Raw genomic sequence first — 17651 nt, 5'->3', positions numbered from 1 at the left:
GAGAGAATGCGGATTTTGCATACCGCGGACTGGCATTTTGGGAGAACGCTCGAGGGGCGGAGTCGGATGGCCGAGCAAGAGGCATTTGTTGATGAGCTTGTGGAGATTGTCAAGAAAGAACAAATCGACATCATCCTTGTGGCCGGCGACGTATTCGACTCCGTCAATCCGCCGGCGGCTGCGGAACAACTGTTTTATGAAAGCCTCGCCCGCCTGTCCGACAAAGGACGCCGCCCGGTGGCAGTCATCAGCGGCAACCACGACCACCCCGACCGGATCAGCGCTGCCCGGACGTTGATGTGTGCGCACAACATTTTTCTTTTCGGCCGCCCGCAAGCGGCTGTTTGCCGGATTGACGTTCCATCGTGCGGCGAAACGATGATGCTTGCTCCGTTGGCCTATCCGTCCGAATCGCGCCTCGCCGAGCTGTTGTCATCCGACTGTAAGGAGACGACGATGCGCGATCGGTACGATGACCGCATCCGCGCCCTATTAGCGGCGATGGCCGCCTCGTTCACGGCGGAGACCGTCAATATCGCGATGAGCCATCTTTACGTTGCTGGCGGACGTACGTCCGATTCCGAGCGGCCGATTGAAGTCGGCGGCGCTTATACGGTGGCGGCTGAGAGCCTGCCGAAAGCCGCGCAATATGTGGCGCTTGGCCATCTGCACCGGCCGCAGGATGTCAAGCAGGCAAAGACGGCCGCGCGCTATTCCGGCTCGCCGTTGGCGTACAGCTTTTCCGAAGCCGGTCAAGCCAAATCGGTCACGGTCGTTGACGTGCATCCAGGCGGGGCGGCCAAGGTGGCGGAGATACCGCTCGCTGCTGGCAAACCGCTCATCCGTTGGAAGGCGACAGAGGGGCTCGCTCAAGTATACCGCTGGTGTGAGGAAGGAAGAGACCGATCAAGCTGGATCGATTTGGAGATCCATGTGACCGAGTCGTTGACAATGGAAGAAATTGATCGGCTGCGTAAGCTTCATCCCGGATTTGTCCACATTCGCCCGGTGTTTCCCAATCGGGTGGAAGAGATGATGGAAATGAGCCGCGAGCCGCTTTCACTTGAAGAAATGTTTCACCGCTTTTACGAACGTCAGACTGGGGGACAAACGCCGGATGAAGAGCTTGTCCGCCTCTTTTTGGAGCTGGCGGCGGAAGAAGAGAAGGAAGGGGAGGGAGAATGAAGCCGATCTCGCTGACGATCGCCGGGCTTCATAGCTTTCGTGAAAAGCAGACGATTGATTTCACCGCACTGTGTGAGGGCGGTGTGTTCGGCATTTTCGGGCCGACTGGAAGCGGCAAATCAACGATTTTAGACGCCATGACGCTCGCCTTGTTCGGCAGCGTCGAGCGGGCGGCCAACCGCACGCAGGCGATCATCAACCACGCGGAGCAAGAGTTGTTTGTCTCGTTTACGTTTGAGCTGGAAAATGCGGCAGGAGCGAAACGGTATACAGTCGAACGAAGCTTAAAAAAAGTGGACGAATGGCGGACGCGCAGCGCCGTTTGCCGCCTGATCGAGCATCGGTCCGAGCCGGTCGTGCTCGCCGATAAACTATCGGAGGTGGACAAGGCGATCGAGCAATTGCTCGGCTTGACGATGGAGGATTTCACCCGGGCGGTCGTCTTGCCGCAAGGAAAATTTGCCGAGTTTTTATCGCTCAAAGGGTCGGAGCGGCGGCAAATGCTGCAGCGCCTCTTCCATCTTGAGCGGTATGGCGATCAGTTGAATAAAAAGTTGAAAGACCGGCTTGCCGCCGCTGAGCAAGAATGGGAAAAAATCGAAGCGGAAAAAGCGGGGCTCGGCGATGCTTCAAAAGCAGCGCTCGAGCAGGCAGAGGCGGATGTGCGGGAGCTCGCGGGGCTGTTTGCCAAGCGAAAAAAAGAGCTTGAGGAAGTCGAAGCAGATGTGGAACGAACAAAACAACGATGGGCGTGGCAGCAAGAAAAAGAAGCGGTCGAACAAGAGCTCGCCGCGCTGCGCCAACATGAATCCGTCATCCGCGAGCTTGAGGCGAAAAAGGAGCGCGCCGAGCAAGCAGAGCGCATATGGCCGTATTGGGAGCAGTGCGAGCAGGCATGTCGCTTGCGGGCAGAGGCGTTTCGTCGGTATGAAGGACTGGCGCGTCGGTTAGAGGAAGCCCAATTGAGCTATGAAGAAGCGGCGCGGCGTTATGAACGGGCGCGCCAAGAAAAGGCGCAGCGCGAACCGGAATTGCTCGTCCAGATGGAACGGTTGCGGCAGGCGGCGCAGCTTGAGCAGCAAATGGAAGTGCTTGGACAGGAGCTCGCAGCTCTTAGTGAAGAGAGGAAGCGACTCATTGCCCAGGAGAAGGCAGCTGCACGCCGGTTTGAAGAGGCGTCGGTCTGGTATGAGCGCGGCGCGAAGCGGCAGCAGGAGTTGAAAGAAGAACTGAAACAGCATGAAGAGGCGCTGGATGGAAAAGATGAGGCAGAGCGGGCGTACAGGCAGAAGCAGCATATTGAGCAAGCGGCGTCAGCCATCGCTCGCGTCGATGCCCAACTTCAGCAAAAGGAGGCCGTTTGGCGTCGGGCGAAAGAGGAAAAGTTGGAGCGGGAACGCCGATCAGCCGCTGTCGGCTCCCGGCTTCAAGAGCTGTTCCGGCGTGTGGAGCGGACGTATCGTTTCGTCTGCTGGCGGCAGCAGGATGCTGAAAAACAATTGTATACTTTGCAGAAAACCATGGAGGCGGAGCGACAGCGAGCCGAAGAAGCGCGGACGGCGCAACTCGCCTCCGCCTTGGCTGAGCGGCTCCGTCCCGGCGAGCCGTGTCCAGTGTGCGGATCGCGCGAGCATCCGCATCCGGCCGCCGCACCGCACGATGTCCAACTTGAGCGTCTGTCCGAGCTTGAGGCAGAGCGGCAGCGGTATGAACAAGATTGGCAAACGATCATTTCGTTCAAGGCGCAGCTCGAGCAGCTTGCCGAGCTGGCGGTAGGCCATGAAGCGCCGCTTGTGTTTGCCGAAAGCCGCTCGGTGGAGGAGGCCGTCGACCTCACTGTGGAAGTGCGGGCGCTTGCGCAAGATGTCATTGAATTGAAAGAAGCGGTCTACCGGGTGCTTGCCCAATGGAATGAAGCCGAGTCAGCGCGGCGCGAAGCGGAGAAAGCGTGCCAATGGATAGCGGCGGACATCGAAGCGCTGCAAGTTGAAAAGCAGCGGCTGGAGGAAGAGCGGCGGCAACTTGAACAGCAATGGCGGCAGATGTATCCTTTCCTTTCGCTTGAGACGATCGATGCGGTGTATGAACAGCTGTGTGAACGGGAAAACGTGCGGCGCGACGTGCAAAAGCGGCTGGAGGACAGCGTGCTGTTTTTAGAGGAAAAACAGCGGGCGAAAGAGGAAGCGGCCAAAGAGCGGAGCCGGCTTGAGACGGAGCGGGTGCGTCTTGACTCGCTGATTAGCGCCAAACAGCAGCAATGGAACGAATATGAGCGGCAACGGGGCGAGAAGGCGGGGGAAGGTCCTGCGGCCGTGCAGCTTCAGAAGGCGGAGGACGAATGGCGCCAGCTGCAAAACGGCGAGCAACAGGCGTATGAGGCTTGGCAGCGAGCCCAGCGGGAATATCAAATGCTTGAAAGCGAAACAAAAGCAGCCAAGCAGGCGTGGGAAGAAGGCGTCCGCCGCGAAGAAGAGGCGCTCGCTCGCTGGCGCGGCGCGCTTTTGGACACCATGTTTGCCGATGCCGAACAAGTCAAGCAAGCGAAGGCGGAAAAAGCGCAGCGAGATGAATGGGATGAGGCAATCCGCCGCTATTGGCGCCAAATCGAGCAAGCCGAACATCGCCTCGCCCAGCTGGCCGCCGCCATCGGGGGGGCGGCGGTGAGCGCTGAACAATGGGAGACGATGCAGCGTGTATACGCCGAGTTGAAGGAGCAAGTGGAGGCGATGACGCAGCAGCTTGGGGCAGCTCAAGCGAAGGTAGAAGAGTTGAGAAAAAAACATAGCCGCTTTGTTGAACTGGAGGAGAAGCAGGCGGAGCTCAGCCGGCGCATCGAGCGGTATAAACAGCTGCAGGCGCTGCTTCGCGGCAACAGCTTTGTCGAATTTATGGCTGAAGAGCAGCTCGAGCAAGTAACCGCCATGGCTTCGGAACGGCTGCAGCGGCTGACACGGCACCGGTATTCGCTCGAATTGGATTCGCAAGGCGGGTTTCTGATCCGCGATGATGCCAATGGCGGCGTCAGACGGCCGGTATCGACGCTCTCGGGTGGGGAGACATTTTTGACGTCACTGTCGTTGGCGTTGGCGTTATCGGCGCAAATTCAGCTGCGCGGCGAGTATCCGCTCCGCTTTTTCTTCTTGGACGAAGGGTTTGGCACCCTCGACGCTGAGCTGCTTGAGACGGTCATTTCCGCCTTGGAAAAGCTACATACCGAGCAACTAGCGGTCGGCGTCATCAGTCATGTTCAAGAAATTCGCAACCGTCTGCCGCGACGGCTCATCGTCGAACCGGCTGAACCGTCCGGACGTGGCACGCGCGTCTGGCTGGAAATGATTTGACACTCCGCACGCCTAAACTGGCTGGAAATGATTTGACACTCCGCACGCCTAAAGGCGTGGGATTCTTGGGTCGCTCACGTCCTCATCCATTTCTGGTTCGGACAACGCCCAAGTTCAGGGGTGTGTCATCACCCCATCCCATCGGGTTAGGATGTACCCCCATGGGCGGCGCACCTGTGACCAGTGCGCTAGGTTAGACGGCGAAGCCCGAAATCGCTTTGGCGATGTTGATGGCGCCATTCAAGTCGGCGTGGAGAGTGTATCCACACCTTTGGCATCGAAAGCGGATGCCGTTTCGGTTCGCTTTCTCTCGATAACCACATTTACACGTTTGGCTCGTGTAGGTTGGATTCACCCACTCAACGCGAATGCCCGCCATTTCCGCCTTATAGGCAATCATCGTTTGCAGTTGATGAAACGCCCAAGCATGAAGGCTTCGCCCCGCTTCTTTGGCCGATGTTGCCCGCTTGCGAATCCCCGTCAACTCTTCCATTCGAATCACGCCAACACCGTTGGCGAGCGCAAAATTCACGATTTGACGGCTGATTTTGTGATTTTGATCCTTCATCCAGCGGGACTCTTTACGGCCGATTTTGCGAATCATATGGAGCTTCTTGGCTTTTCCTAATCTCCTTCGCAAAGCCGCATATCGTCGGCGTACAAAGGCGCATTGGTTCCCTTTGAAAAACCACGATTTCGTTCCCACGCTGGCCACAGCGATATAGCGAAGCCCAACGTCAACGCCCATCACCTTTGTTTCGTGCCGCGGCTTCACGTCAAAGGTGATCGCGATCGCCAAGTACCATTTCTTTCTCTTTTTGTAGAGCTTGGCTGCCCCTTGTTTAGCGGTTCCATCGAGCAGCCGATTCAGCCATGCTTCTTGATAGGGACGCGTGACGACCGGCACGCCAATTCGCTTCTCCAGTGTGGGGAAGGAAACCGTGTAGAACTCTCCTTTCTTTTCCACCTTCACGTTTTGATTGTTAAAGCAACACCATAATGTTCGAAACTTCTTTGTTTTCTGGTTTTTCTTTTGGGACTTCACTTCTCGAATCGTCTGATTCACGACAGCGGAAGGAAACCGCTGCGACGAAAACTCTTTAAATAGTTTGCTCGTCGCTTGATTCAGCTCGGGATGATTCAACAGCCAATTGGCAAACGCGGTATTCACTTCTGTCATCCGTTCATACATGCCCTGTTTCACTTTCGTTGGGTTGTGCAGCTCCAGCCTTAGTGTGATGGTCGGCATGGATTCACCTCCTTGCGACGATTACATGATACCGCTTTTTTCATCATCATTCAATAATATGAAGAAAACGGCTCGCTTTCATCCCACCCCTCAAGGAGCGGGCTTTCTCGCTCGCTGATCTGTAAATGGATAGCCCGTTGAGCTGAACGGGCTCTTGGGAAATAATGGAGGGAGGCGGTCGCAAAAGGTTGGTTTCCTTTCGATCAAGCACAATGTATGGTTTTTTAGATAGAGGTAAATAAGCAAAGGTGTCCGGATCCTTTTGGGACACCTTCTCTTTTTGGTTTCGGCAGCGTTCGGCTGATAAGGTTGATGTTGGCAAGTGAAAGGTGAGGGGATTCGTTTTCTGCAACGTTCAGTTGTTGGCGGCCACGTTTTGGTCGGATACATCTGGATCAAACGCGTTTGTAAAGCTGATCGCGTTGTTCGTCATCACAAAATCGCCGGTGTTGAACCCGCCGGATCCGGCTTGCGTTTTCGTGGCGACTTTCGGCGCGATGTACAGACAGTCGCCCATTTGGACGACAGCTCCGCTGCTGACGTTGTTGATTTTAATTGGGCCGACAAACGAAGGCATTATAAATCCCTCCCTCTTGTTGGCGCGCTCGACTCAGAGCCGGCCAGCTGGCGGATATGTTTAATTCTTGCCTCTGCCTCCGCTGTCGAGGTCGAGCCGATATGGACGATGGCGGACGAAGAAATGGCGAGCACGCGCACAGACTGAACGGAAATGACCGGGGACTCATGGAGCGTTTGGCGTGCGGCTGCCGGCGGTGGAGAAATCCAGCGCGGGATCGGCTTCGCAAAAACAGGGAATATTTGTTCTCCTTCTGGGCCAAAAAACAGTTCATATTGCCGCTGAACGGCAAAGGAGCGCGTGCGGGCGGAAATTCGCTCTGAGTCGCCGATTTGCAGTACGGAGCCAATGATCAGCGTTTCCGCATGAAATGCCTGCACTACTGACGTTCGTTTCACGGCGTATCCCCTCGGGCCGGCACAAGCGGGACGAACGGGCCGATGATAAGTGATTCAGGCGGTGTGTCAAACGCTGATGACAAGTGAATCGCATCGGCGTCGCCGATTAAAAACAGCGAGGCACTGGCGACGGCCACGAGGCGGATGTCGCCAACATGCAGATGACGATTGATCACTGTATAATTCACGTCTATCCCTCCTTTGAAGGCAAATGTTTCAAAAACGCATCGAGCGATTGTTCGATATCGGCTTTCACTTTTTGAAAAATTTCATTTTCGACTGCTTCATCGCGGTCGCCGGACGGAACGTAGCCATGGTTGGCTTTCTCTTGCAAATAGAAGCGGATGCGTTCGTCTGTTTGCCGGGCGATGTCTTGCAAAATGAACTGGCGGTACGTATCGTCGAGGCGGCGGCCGTATTGCTGCTCAAGGCGTTTTAACGTTTCCGACGCTTCCCCGTTGAGATAGGCGGCCACTTTTTCTTGAATCGGGCGCAACAGCACCGGTTCCGGCTTTGGAATTACGGTTTTGACCGGTTCGACGGCAAAGTCTTCAATTGTACCGCCGGCTCCGGGCGGAGCGATCCCGATGTTTAGCGTTCCTTCGAGCGTTTCCACTTTGAGCTGGTCAAATTTATATTCAATTCGTTCGATCGATGTGCGCGGCTGAGCCTCCATTTCCCGAAGCCGGGCTTCGAGTGCGTGGAGACGGCGTTCCAGATCCCGTATTTTTTTTGTTTGCCATAATAAATAGCGGTGCAGCTTGACGAAATACTCGTAAATGCTCATTGTGCACCATCATCCTCTCCAAAGAGCCCTCTTACTTCAATATATGGACGGCCTTTCGCTCTCATCACTTTTTTTCGCTGAATTTAGCGGGTGGCTGAATGGAGAGGAACGAGAGGAGCGGATGCACCGGGCGGCACGGTCGCCTGTGGGGCCGGACCGGTGAATCCGCCGGTGTTGGCAAGCGTTGAGAGCGCTTGAATGCTTCCGGCGCTGCCGATTTGCAAAACAGATGAATTGGTGACCGAGCCGATCCGCAACTGGTGGATGCAGATGCTTTGGCTGATGTAAACGTGCACCCTCCTTCTCCTCCTTCAAACGTTTCCGACGATATTTTCATCGGCGACATCGGCGTCATTCGTATTGGTATTGCTGTAATAGTTATAGATATGAAGCCCGTCGCCGGTGTTAAACGAACCGGCGCCAGCGAACGTTTTCGTCACGCTTTGCGGGGAAATCGCAAACACATCGCCAATATGGAACACGCCGCTGCTTCCGATGCTGTTCAGTTTGACGACTCCGACAAAAGCCGGCATGTGGGCATGCTCCCTTCCTTGTTTTTTTCGTTGATACTAGTGTATGGGCGCAAGCTGCGAAACGTTCGCTTTAATTGTTGGCGGCATTATTTGAGTCGAAAACATCCGGATCGCCGGTGTTTGTAAAGCTGACGAACGTATTCGTCTGCAGGAAGTCCCCGTTGTTGCCGCCGCCTGAGCCGGTATTGGATTTCAACGTGCTCTTTGGTGTGATTTGCAAGACGTCGCCGAAATTCACCGTGCCGTCGCCGCTGACATGGGTGATCTTAATCGGTCCGCTGATAAATGAAGGCATGAAGAGCTCCCTCCTTTTTCGTCGTGTCGCTATCGTTATTGTATGAAAACTGAGAAAAAACGGTTCAATGCGGGGCGAGAGTCCAAGCGAGGGGAGCAGTTCCCGCGTATGATAAAGAAAGGGAACGGGCAGAAAGGAAGGGGAAAGGGGATGCCAGCAATCGTCATTGGCGGGATCAAAGTGACGAACGTGAGCGGCAATGGCACCGTCAACATGGGGGATGTGCTGCAAATCGCTCCGAAAAGCACATCGAAGACAAACTCAGGTGCCGGCGGCAGCAATACTGGCGATTTCTTGCAAACGAATACGTTTTGCAGTGTTACGAATACGGTTGATCCCGACGTCTCCGACGCTGGGGTGAAAGGAAACAACTAGCGGTTGTCCCGAAAGGATTCGCCTAGCTTTCGTTTTTGGGCAAAAAAGAAGAAAACGGGTTCTTTTTTGGCGCAATGGAGCGGACTAGCCAAGAAAGAGGGCTGGCCTCAAAAGTCATTTTACGACCTTTTGGGACGGCCCCCCTTTTTCTTTATGCCATCTTTGTTATATAATACAATTGTTAATTTTCTAAAACATAAAACAGGGGGATGGGAGAATGAATGTACCGCTCGTGCTCAATCACTTTTTAGATCGCGCCGTGGCTCTCTATGGGGATAAGGCAGCCATGGTTTGCTCGGGGCGCACGGTGACGTATCGTGAGCTTGGCGAACGGGTGTCGAGGCTCGCCAACGGACTGCGGGGGCTTGGCGTTCGCAAAGGCGACCGCGTGGCGTACTTGGCGCCCAACACGCTCGAGATGCTCGAAGGGTTTTACGGTGTGTTTGAAGTAGGAGGGGTGATGGTGCCGCTGAATACGCGTCTGAAACCGGACGATTACGTTTTCATTTTGAATCATAGCGAAACGAAAGTGTTGTTTGTGGATCAGGAGCTGTACGGGCTGATTGCGCCGGTCAAAAACAAGCTTGAAACAGTCGAGGAGATCATTGTCCACCATAAAACGGACGCGGCAATGGATGAAACCGCTTACGACGAATGGCTCGCTGCCCAGCCGGCTACGCCGGTTCCGCGCCCGATGATCGATGAGAACGATGTGTGCAGTTTGCTATATACGAGCGGGACGACAGGCAATCCAAAAGGGGTCATGCTGACGCATCGGAACAACTACTTGCATGCGCTTGTGACGATGCATCATTTGCGTGTGTCTGACCGCGATACGTATTTGCATGTGCTGCCGATGTTCCACGTCAACGGTTGGGGCGCTCCGTTTTATTACACCGCCAACGGGGCAACACAAATCGGTCTGCGTAAAGTGGACCCGAAAGCCATTTTTGACCTTGTCCAAACTCACCAAGTGACGGTCATGCATATGGCCCCGACCGTGCTCAATATGTTGCTGCAATATTATGAGCAATATCAACCGAGTGTCCCGGAAGGCGTACGGGTCGTCATCGCCGGTTCTGCACCGCCGCCGGCGTTTGTCGCGCGCGTCGAGGAGAAGCTCGGCTGGGAGTTTATTCAAGTGTACGGCATGACCGAATCGTCTCCGCTCAGCACGATTTCGCTCATTCGTCCGCAGCTTGACGGGCTGACGCTGGAACAAAAGCAGCGGATCAAAGCTAAAGCCGGCTATCCAATGATCGGCTGCGAAGTGAAAGTGGTCGATGAAAACGGCGACGAAGTGCCCCGCAATGGCCGGGCGATCGGCGAAGTGATCGTTCGCAGCCATGGCGTCATGAAAGGATATTGGAAAAACGAAGAAGCGACCGCCGCAACGATTCGCGACGGCTGGCTGTATACCGGCGATATGGCGACCGTCGATGAATACGGGCATATTGATATCGTCGACCGGAAAAAGGATATTATTATTAGCGGAGGAGAAAATATTTCGTCGATTGAAGTCGAAGGGGCTCTTTATGATCATCCGGCCGTGCTCGAGGCAGCCGTCATTGCCGCGCCGCACGAAAAATGGGGCGAAACGCCGCATGCGTTCGTCGTCGTTCGTCCGGGGCACAATGTGACAGAGGAAGAGCTGATCGCCTTTTCACGGGAAAAACTGGCTCATTTCAAAGCCATTACAGGCGTCACGTTTGTTGATGAGCTGCCAAAAACAGCCTCCGGAAAAATCCAAAAGGTGCATTTGCGCCGCCAATATTGGGATGCAGTTGGAAAATCGGGCCGCTATGTCAACTGATGGCACAGGCATGTGTCCTCGGGACGAGCAGAGGAGAGCAAGTCGAATGAAACGATAAGGTGACAGGCGAGCTGGTCAAGCGATTTCCCGGCAAGGTGTCCCCGGCTTCGCAGGCGGTGAGGCGATGGAAAGAAGGGAGAATGCGATGGTTGAATCGTCAGAGCGAATCGCCGCGGCGGATGTGTTGCGTGGGTTCGCTTTGTTCGGCATTTTGCTTGTCAACATGCGTTATTTTTCTTCGCCAGCGTTATACGACGAAAGCGTCAGGGGCGGTGCTTTTGACCGAATTTTGGCCGCGGTCGTCGACGTGTTGTTTGAAGCGAGCGCCTATCCGTTGTTTGCGTTTTTATTCGGGTTCGGGGCGATGACCGTGTTCCGCCGGCTCAGCAGCCGCGGAAAGCGGCCGATTCCGATTCTTTTGCGCCGCTTCCTTTTTTTGATTGGGATTGGCGCTGTCCATGCGTTTGGCCTTTGGTTTGGCGATATTTTAATCCCCTATGCGGTCGCCGGATTCATCATGCTTTTCTTTTTCGCCGCCCCGCCACGCTGGTGGTGGACGGCGGCTGTTGCTGTCTTTTTTCTTTTTCACGGCCTCATGGCGCTGCTAATGGCCCTCAGCATGTGGACAGGAGGAACGGAAACAGTTGGCGGCCACGAGGCTGAGGCGGCCGCAGCGGTTCGTCATTATCAAAGCGGAACGTTTGGCGATGTGTTTTGGCAACGTTGGCATGACTGGGCCTATGTCAACAGCGATGGCGGGCTGCTGTTTACGGTGTTGACCGTATTGCCCTTTTGTTTACTCGGCGGCTATGCCTCTTGCGAACGTTGGCTTGAACCCGACCGTCACTCGCCCGCCAAGCTGCGCCGCCTGATAAGGTGGGCGATATGCCTTGGTTTAGCCCTAAAAACAATTCCGTATTGGGCTGGGGCCAACGACTTGACAATGTACATCCAAGACAGCTTTGGCGGTGCCGCATTGGCAGTGTTCTACGCGGCGGCTGCGGTGTTTGTCTGTGGGAAATCCAATTGGAAACCTGTCTGGCGGTGGTGGCAGGATGCCGGGAAAATGTCGCTTTCCCATTATCTTGCTCAATCGCTCGTTTGCACATCGTTGTTTTACGGTTATGGGCTTGGATGGTACGGGCGCACAAGCGTATGGCAGGAAGTGCTGCTGGCGCTCGCATTGTATGCTGTCGAAGTGTGGTTGAGCCGCTGCTGGCTTGCGCGTTTTTGTTACGGGCCGATCGAATGGTTGTGGAGATGGGGGACGTACGGAGCACGGCCGCCGTTTCGCCGCTGGCAGGGGCAATAAAAAAAAACGCCGCTTACTGAACGGACGGAGGAGGCGACTCAAACATCTTCGTTTGCTGCAAGTATTGGTTGATCAATTGGTCCAGTTCTTGGCTGCATTCGATTGTTTCTTTAGCCGTAAACCCATAGGTGAGCGCCAATTCGATCATTTGTTGCCGTTTTTCTTCAATTTGCAACAGAACCATTTCCTTCACCATCAATTCGTTTCGAATGTTGGTTGAGCCATGCCGCAGCCGATATGGGATGTTTGTGGCATGACGAAAGTCGCAATCGACGCCTTAGCGGAAACTAAACATTATTATACATATCACGACGAAAAAAGGAAGCGATTCGGGAAAATAAGCGATAAACTTCCTAATTTAGACAAAATTCTACAAAAACAGGACTTTTTCGCATTGACGGCGAATATCATCCTCAACATGCCAAAATGGCGAAGGCGGACGGGGGAGAAAAGTCCTCGAAGCGTCCGCTGCATAACGTGGAAAGGGGAGAGACGATGAAACTGATCACCGCACTTTTCGATGGAGAAACGTTTGTCGGAGCCGTGCCGCAAGGAGAGGAGCAAGCTGTTCATTTGCGCCGCGCCGAACGGGCGATGAATGGGACAGAGACGATGCCTGCGACTATGCTTGAGGTGATTGCCCAAGGGGAGGCGTTTTTCACCCGGGCGCAAGAAGTAGTTGACTGGGCGCTGCGCCATCCGGCGCCGGAGTATGTTCATCGCCTTGGCGATGTCCGCCTTTTGGCCCCGATTCCGCGGCCGGCGAAAAACATTTTTTGCATCGGCAAAAACTATGTCGATCATGCGCTTGAGCTTGGCGGCGCCGATGTGCCGGAGCATTTGATCGTCTTCACGAAAGCGCCGACGACGGTCATCGGTCATGAGGAAATGATTTTGCGCCATGCCGATGTCACCGATGAGATGGACTATGAAGGAGAGCTGGCGGTCGTCATCGGCAAACGAGGGCGGGCGATTCGCCGTGAAGATGCACTGGATTACGTATTTGGATACACGATCATCAACGATGTGACAGCAAGAGATTTGCAGGAGCGGCACCAACAATATTTTCTCGGCAAAAGCTTGGATGCGTTTTGCCCGATGGGGCCATGGATTGTGCCGAGTCGGTTTGTGCCGAATCCAAACAATTTGCGCATCGAGACGCGGGTCAACGGCGAAGTGCGCCAGCAAGCGAGCACGCAGCAATTGATTTTTTCGATTGAATCGATCATCGAGACGATCTCCAAAGGCATTACGCTTGAACCCGGCGACATCATCGCCACAGGAACGCCGGCCGGGGTCGGCAAAGGGATGAACCCGCCTCGCTTTTTGCAAACGGGCGATGTCATTGAGGTGACGGTGGAAGGCATCGGCACGCTGCGCAATAAAGTGGGGGAGTAAACGCCGGGAACTCTCTAATGTTCGAAAAGGCGTCCTCTGAAGAGAAGGGCGCCTTTCTTTCGCTTCCACGATGTTTGTCAATCTCCTGCCGCCCGTGCTATGATGAGGATAAACAAGCAAATGTTGGAGGGGATAGACGTTGACGCATGCCCATATTACGAGCTGGTTTATTACGATTGTTTTGTTTTTCATTGCAGTGTTGATGCAACGGCAGGGGGCGGGCAAGGCGAAAATCGTGCAAATGGTGTTGCGGCTGTTTTACATCTTCACAATTGTGACGGGCTTGCTTTTGCTGCATAGCATTGCTTCGATATCTGCGCTTTATTGGCTAAAGGCGCTCGCCGGGCTGTGGGTAATCGGAGCGATGGAAATGGTTTTGATGGCTGGAAAAAAAGGAAAAAGCGCGGCGGCAGGATGGACGCAATGGGTCATTGCCCTTGCAGTGACGCTGTTTCTTGGCTTGTTGCTGCCGCTTGGCTTCGACCTATTCTAAAAATGAAGCGGCAGCCTTACGTTGGTTGCCGCTTTTGTTGAAGGCGAAAATATGGTATGGTAAAAGAAATGTCATTTTTCGAATTTTCTGACCTAATTGGTCAGCGGAGGGGGCATGAATGGTTTATGCGTTGGCTCTGCTGCCGCCGCGCCGAGGAGCTGGATCATTTGCTCAGGGAGCATAGTTCTTCCTTGGACGAGCCGCTGTTTGTCCAAATTGCCGGCAACGATGAAGAAACAGTGTGCCATGCCGTTGCCGCGTTAGCCCATCGTTGGCCGCACGCCCATATGGTCGGGATGGCAGCGCCGCTGCCAATGGCTGGGGAGGCGAATCTTGCCGTTGGCATCGCATCGATGATGTCGTCGGCTGTTTCGTCGTTGGTGCTGCCGGCTGATGAGTTTGACCGCCCAGACGGACTGGCGGCGCTCATTGCAGAGACAGCCATTCATCGCGACACGGCGCTGCTTCTGGTGTTTTCCGATCACCGCTCGGCTTTGCCGCCCTTGCTCCGCCACTTGCCGCTTGCGAATGAACGAATGGCCATCGTCGGTTGCGCGCTTCCCGAGGGCAGCGTGTTATTTTCGCCCGACGGACGGATTGAGCGCGGGGGAATCGCCGTCTCTTTCAGCGGAACAGCGCTTCGCGGCCACTGTGCCGCCCCGTTTTTATGGGAGCCGATTGGTTTGGCGTTTTCCATCACGAAAAGCCGCGATCAGCAGATTGACGAGCTCAACGGGCAAAAAGCGTCGCGCTATTTGGAACGGTATTTAGGAAGAGAGTTTATCGAACGCCTTCCGTTTTCTGGGATGGAATTCCCGTTTCTTGTCGAACGGAACGGACGCGATGTCTGCCTGCCGATTGTCGCTGTCAACCAGGATGGCTCGGTTGCAGTAAGGGGCCATGTCCATAACGGAGAAAAGGTGCGATTTGCCTATATTCATGCCGCGTCCCTTTACTGGAGCGCGCGTGATGTGGCGATGCAAACGGCCAAGCAACCAGCAGAAGGAATGCTGCTTTACTACAGTGCGGCGCTGAGTGGGTATACGCGCCGGCTGTTTGACGGCGTGGCTGCGGCGTTTGGACAGGCAGCGCTGTTTCCGGCCGTCGAGGTGTTGGTGAAAGATGCGTATACGGCGGTGCGGCCGGCCGCATTTGCGGCCATTTCGCTGGCGGAAACAGCGGCCTCGGCGGAGAGCGGCCGACTGTTACCGTGGCCATCGCCGCCAGAAGGAATGATGACGTTAGCGCAGCTCATGTCAACATCGTCCCGCGATATGGAGCGGCTGCACGTCCGCCTGCAAATGTCCGAGCAACGCTACAAATCGTTGTTTGAGCATAACACGGACATTGTCTATTCCACAGATTTGCACGGCCGTTTGACAAGCGTCAACCCTGCTTTTGAGCAAGTGCTCGGTTACAAGAAAGAAGAAATTCTGTATACGAATTCGCTCAAGTACATTCATCCGAATGATATTCCCCGCGTCACCCGCTATTTTTACCGAGCGTTGCGGGGGAATATCCAAACGTATAACTTGGAAATTCCGACGAAATCGGGAGAACGGCTTTTGTTTCAAATGAAAAACATTCCCATCATTGTGGATGGCAAAAAGGTCGGCATTTACGGAATCGGACGCAACATTACCGAGCAAAAAAAGGCGGAGGAGAAAATCTCTTATTTAGCATACTACGACCCCGATACGAACTTGCCCAACCGGACAAAATGGATGGAATTGCTTTCCGAACAGCTGGACAAAGCCAAGCAGAAGCGACGAAAGATGACGGTTGCTTTGATCGATTTGGACCGATTTAAGTGGATTAACGACAGCGTCGGCCATTACGCCGGAGATGACATTTTGCGCCAGCTTGTCGAGCGCATTCGCCGCGTCTTGCCGCTTGGTGCGGAGCTTGGCCGGTTTCACGGCGACAAATTTTGCTTGCTTTTTCCGCTCAAAACAGAGGTCGAGGCGGCGACGGAAGCGGCGCTCCGCATCGTGCGCGAAGTGGCGCGGCCGATTGTGTACGACGGAAAGGAATTTTTCGTTACAGCGAGCGTTGGTCTAGCGATGTTTCCAGATGACGGAGAGGACGAACACGCGCTCCTTAGGCACGCCGATATGGCTGTCAACATGGCTAAAAAAGGCGGCGGCAACCGGGTGGAGCGCTACTGCGCGCAAATGAACGAAGAAGCAATACATCGATTGGAAATGGGCGGCCATTTGCGCAGGGCGATCGAAGAGAATGAATTATTTCTTTGCTACCAACCAATTGTCGACGTACATACGGGTGCGGTGAAGGCGACGGAGGCGCTGATCCGCTGGCGCCACCCGAAGCTTGGGCTTGTGCGGCCGGATGAATTCATCCCTTTGGCGGAAGAGACCGGGTTGATTCATGAGATTGGGCGCTGGGTGCTGAAAACCGCCTGCAGACAGACGAAACAATGGCAGGAAATGATGGGAGATAACCGACTTGCCATTTTTGTCAACGTCTCCCCTGTCCAGTTTCAACACGAGCGATTTGTAAACGATGTAAAACAAGCGCTGAAGCAATCGCGCTTGTCTCCGTCCTGTTTGCATCTCGAATTGACCGAACATTCGATGCTCCGTTATCTGTCCAGCACGCTCCGGACAATAGACGAGTTGAGGAAGCTTGGCGTCGGCATCGCCGTCGATGATTTCGGCACCGGATATTCCTCGTTCCATTATTTAAAGCGGTTGCCAGCGACAATATTGAAAATTGACCGTGCCTTTATTGAACAATTGCATGCCAACGCTTCCGATGAGGCCATCGTCAAGGCGATAATTACGATGGGGCACGGGTTGGGGCTTGAGACGATCGCTGAAGGGGTGGAAACGCCGGAACAGCTCAATCGGCTTCGCGATTTGCAATGCACGTATGCGCAAGGATATGTGATTTGTCCGCCGCTTCTCGCTGAAGAAGTGATGCCGTATGTGACGGAAAAACAAAAGTGATCCTCCGACCGCGTCGGTTGACGGCTGTCGCCCGTCGGCACTCCGCCTGAAGCAAAACGGCTGCTAGGCTTCGCTTCGGGCGGAAGGATGGCCGGTAAAAAAACATTGACAGCTCGCCGTTGGACTTTGACGACGTGAGGATCAACAGGCGATTCAGCCGATTTGGGCGCAAATGGCTCGCTCACCGCTGTTTAATGTGATTTCAAAACGGTCGCTTGACGCCCGTCCGCGCTCGTAATAATGGTGGATGCTGCCAATTTGTTCGGTGTTGTCGTAAATGATGAAATTCACGCCAGACGATTTGGCAAACAATAGGCCGTTGTAGCAATATAAGCAGTCATACAGCGAAAATCCGAGGCTGTTCAGCCATTGAACAAACTGGAAAAAGGTTGAATCAGGAAGCGCAGCGAGCCATTGTTGATAGGCATAAGTCAGCCGTTTGCGGAAACGGATGCGATCGCCGTTTTCGAGGGGAAAGACGCCAAGATCCGTGGCGACCGCGCCCTGATCCTGCCATTGCCCGGACAGCCAATGCCCGCAGTGAAACCATTCGATGCCTTGCTCGGCAATTTCTTCTACTAAAGAGGCTTCCTCTTCTTCTTCGTCGAAAAAGATCCATTCATCGTTGACGAACTCCACTGTTCCATACACATACGCCCGCGGCTGTTCCACAATGCATTGCAGCCGTTCCTCGATGTTCAATATCTCTCATCCTCCTTGTACTCCTCTGTTTTTCCATTTTTTTGCTAATTTATTCGTGAAGGGACCGACGTCGGACAATTCATCGAAATGACGGGGGGTGCATAAAATGGAATCATGCCGATGCGGAGAGCTATCGTGAATCAAAGGAGCGATCGCTAGGAACGGCCGTGAAAAAAGAACGGACGAAATGATGGAAACGGGTGAGAACTTGCCATCTTTGATAA

Annotated in this window: 18 protein-coding genes; 8 read left to right on the top strand and 10 right to left on the bottom strand. The window is 54.4% G+C overall.

Annotated elements, in window-relative coordinates:
• The first annotated feature begins 6 nt into the window (after positions 1–6).
• A complete protein-coding gene (locus BRO54_RS02850) occupies positions 7–1185 on the top strand; it encodes an exonuclease SbcCD subunit D (RefSeq protein ID WP_021322517.1) in 1179 nt (392 codons plus the stop codon).
• Positions 1182–4526 carry an SbcC/MukB-like Walker B domain-containing protein gene (locus BRO54_RS02845; RefSeq protein ID WP_074043059.1) on the top strand — a complete coding sequence of 1115 codons (3345 nt, stop codon included), beginning with the start codon at positions 1182–1184 and terminating at the stop codon, positions 4524–4526. The genes BRO54_RS02850 and BRO54_RS02845 overlap by 4 nt, the downstream gene beginning before the upstream one ends.
• A 193-nt stretch (positions 4527–4719) precedes the next feature.
• Here the strand turns inward: BRO54_RS02845 and BRO54_RS02840 are convergent, their stop codons facing one another.
• The 8 genes from BRO54_RS02840 to BRO54_RS02805 form a co-directional block, all read right to left on the bottom strand.
• Positions 4720–5775: an RNA-guided endonuclease TnpB family protein gene (locus BRO54_RS02840; RefSeq protein WP_014195023.1), complete on the bottom strand. Its 1056-nt coding sequence runs from the start codon at positions 5773–5775 to the stop codon at positions 4720–4722.
• Between the two features lie 355 nt (positions 5776–6130).
• A complete protein-coding gene (locus BRO54_RS02835) occupies positions 6131–6352 on the bottom strand; it encodes a spore germination protein (protein ID WP_011230188.1) in 222 nt (73 codons plus the stop codon).
• Positions 6352–6750 (bottom strand): spore germination protein GerPE, encoded by a 399-nt coding sequence (locus tag BRO54_RS02830; RefSeq protein WP_014195025.1) that lies wholly within the window; start codon positions 6748–6750, stop codon positions 6352–6354. The genes BRO54_RS02835 and BRO54_RS02830 overlap by 1 nt, the downstream gene beginning before the upstream one ends.
• Positions 6747–6938, bottom strand: a complete 192-nt coding sequence (locus BRO54_RS02825) for a hypothetical protein (protein WP_013146202.1) — start codon at positions 6936–6938, stop codon at positions 6747–6749. The genes BRO54_RS02830 and BRO54_RS02825 overlap by 4 nt, the downstream gene beginning before the upstream one ends.
• Before the next feature lie 2 nt (positions 6939–6940).
• The gene (gerPC, locus tag BRO54_RS02820) at positions 6941–7537 is read right to left on the bottom strand and encodes a spore germination protein GerPC (RefSeq protein ID WP_015374057.1); all 597 of its coding nucleotides are present in this window, start codon (positions 7535–7537) and stop codon (positions 6941–6943) included.
• An 83-nt stretch (positions 7538–7620) separates the two neighbouring features.
• The gene (locus tag BRO54_RS02815) at positions 7621–7833 is read right to left on the bottom strand and encodes a spore germination protein GerPB (protein ID WP_013146201.1); all 213 of its coding nucleotides are present in this window, start codon (positions 7831–7833) and stop codon (positions 7621–7623) included.
• A gap of 15 nt (positions 7834–7848) precedes the next feature.
• Positions 7849–8070, bottom strand: a complete 222-nt coding sequence (locus BRO54_RS02810) for a spore germination protein (protein WP_014195027.1) — start codon at positions 8068–8070, stop codon at positions 7849–7851.
• A gap of 70 nt (positions 8071–8140) precedes the next feature.
• Positions 8141–8365, bottom strand: a complete 225-nt coding sequence (locus BRO54_RS02805; RefSeq protein WP_011230194.1) for a spore germination protein — start codon at positions 8363–8365, stop codon at positions 8141–8143.
• Between the two features lie 150 nt (positions 8366–8515).
• On the opposite strand from BRO54_RS02805, the gene BRO54_RS02800 reads away from it, so the two are divergent.
• The 3 genes from BRO54_RS02800 to BRO54_RS02790 all read left to right on the top strand — a co-directional run bounded on the left by BRO54_RS02800 (position 8516) and on the right by BRO54_RS02790 (position 11865).
• Complete coding sequence (locus BRO54_RS02800; RefSeq protein ID WP_074043058.1) at positions 8516–8740, top strand: spore germination protein; 225 nt, start codon at positions 8516–8518, stop codon at positions 8738–8740.
• Between the two features lie 217 nt (positions 8741–8957).
• Positions 8958–10553, top strand: a complete 1596-nt coding sequence (locus tag BRO54_RS02795; RefSeq protein ID WP_074043057.1) for a fatty acid--CoA ligase — start codon at positions 8958–8960, stop codon at positions 10551–10553.
• 145 nt (positions 10554–10698) lie between these two features.
• On the top strand, positions 10699–11865 hold the full coding sequence (locus tag BRO54_RS02790) for a DUF418 domain-containing protein (protein ID WP_074043056.1): 1167 nt from the start codon (positions 10699–10701) through the stop codon (positions 11863–11865).
• Between the two features lie 13 nt (positions 11866–11878).
• On the opposite strand, the gene BRO54_RS02785 is transcribed toward BRO54_RS02790, so the two are convergent.
• Positions 11879–12049, bottom strand: coding sequence for an aspartyl-phosphate phosphatase Spo0E family protein (locus BRO54_RS02785; RefSeq protein WP_066230405.1), 171 nt, complete (start codon positions 12047–12049; stop codon positions 11879–11881).
• 311 nt (positions 12050–12360) lie between these two features.
• On the opposite strand from BRO54_RS02785, the gene BRO54_RS02775 reads away from it, so the two are divergent.
• The 3 genes from BRO54_RS02775 (at position 12361) to BRO54_RS02765 (ending at position 16725) form a co-directional block, all read left to right on the top strand.
• Positions 12361–13263, top strand: a complete 903-nt coding sequence (locus BRO54_RS02775) for a fumarylacetoacetate hydrolase family protein (protein WP_074043055.1) — start codon at positions 12361–12363, stop codon at positions 13261–13263.
• Positions 13264–13402: 139 nt separating this feature from the next.
• Positions 13403–13756 (top strand): YisL family protein, encoded by a 354-nt coding sequence (locus BRO54_RS02770; RefSeq protein ID WP_074043054.1) that lies wholly within the window; start codon positions 13403–13405, stop codon positions 13754–13756.
• Positions 13757–13881: 125 nt separating this feature from the next.
• Positions 13882–16725, top strand: a complete 2844-nt coding sequence (locus BRO54_RS02765; protein ID WP_074043072.1) for an EAL domain-containing protein — start codon at positions 13882–13884, stop codon at positions 16723–16725.
• 153 nt (positions 16726–16878) lie between these two features.
• On the opposite strand, the gene BRO54_RS02760 is transcribed toward BRO54_RS02765, so the two are convergent.
• The gene (locus tag BRO54_RS02760) at positions 16879–17427 is read right to left on the bottom strand and encodes a DUF2777 domain-containing protein (protein WP_011230202.1); all 549 of its coding nucleotides are present in this window, start codon (positions 17425–17427) and stop codon (positions 16879–16881) included.
• Positions 17428–17651: the final 224 nt, after the last annotated feature.

The sequence above is a fragment of the Geobacillus proteiniphilus genome (assembly GCF_001908025.1).
GTDB classification, from domain to species: domain Bacteria; phylum Bacillota; class Bacilli; order Bacillales; family Anoxybacillaceae; genus Geobacillus; species Geobacillus proteiniphilus.
This window is presented reverse-complemented; position numbering and strand designations above follow the sequence as displayed.

Coding starts and splice junctions, on each gene's coding strand:
- BRO54_RS02850 (WP_021322517.1), top strand. CDS start 7: ATGCGGATTTTGCATACCGCGGACTGGCATTTTGGGAGAACGCTCGAG.
- BRO54_RS02845 (WP_074043059.1), top strand. CDS start 1,182: ATGAAGCCGATCTCGCTGACGATCGCCGGGCTTCATAGCTTTCGTGAA.
- BRO54_RS02840 (WP_014195023.1), bottom strand. CDS start 5,775: ATGCCGACCATCACACTAAGGCTGGAGCTGCACAACCCAACGAAAGTG.
- BRO54_RS02835 (WP_011230188.1), bottom strand. CDS start 6,352: ATGCCTTCGTTTGTCGGCCCAATTAAAATCAACAACGTCAGCAGCGGA.
- gerPC (WP_015374057.1), bottom strand. CDS start 7,537: ATGAGCATTTACGAGTATTTCGTCAAGCTGCACCGCTATTTATTATGG.
- BRO54_RS02810 (WP_014195027.1), bottom strand. CDS start 8,070: ATGCCGGCTTTTGTCGGAGTCGTCAAACTGAACAGCATCGGAAGCAGC.
- BRO54_RS02805 (WP_011230194.1), bottom strand. CDS start 8,365: ATGCCTTCATTTATCAGCGGACCGATTAAGATCACCCATGTCAGCGGC.
- BRO54_RS02800 (WP_074043058.1), top strand. CDS start 8,516: ATGCCAGCAATCGTCATTGGCGGGATCAAAGTGACGAACGTGAGCGGC.
- BRO54_RS02795 (WP_074043057.1), top strand. CDS start 8,958: ATGAATGTACCGCTCGTGCTCAATCACTTTTTAGATCGCGCCGTGGCT.
- BRO54_RS02790 (WP_074043056.1), top strand. CDS start 10,699: ATGGTTGAATCGTCAGAGCGAATCGCCGCGGCGGATGTGTTGCGTGGG.
- BRO54_RS02785 (WP_066230405.1), bottom strand. CDS start 12,049: ATGGTTCTGTTGCAAATTGAAGAAAAACGGCAACAAATGATCGAATTG.
- BRO54_RS02775 (WP_074043055.1), top strand. CDS start 12,361: ATGAAACTGATCACCGCACTTTTCGATGGAGAAACGTTTGTCGGAGCC.
- BRO54_RS02765 (WP_074043072.1), top strand. CDS start 13,882: ATGCGTTGGCTCTGCTGCCGCCGCGCCGAGGAGCTGGATCATTTGCTC.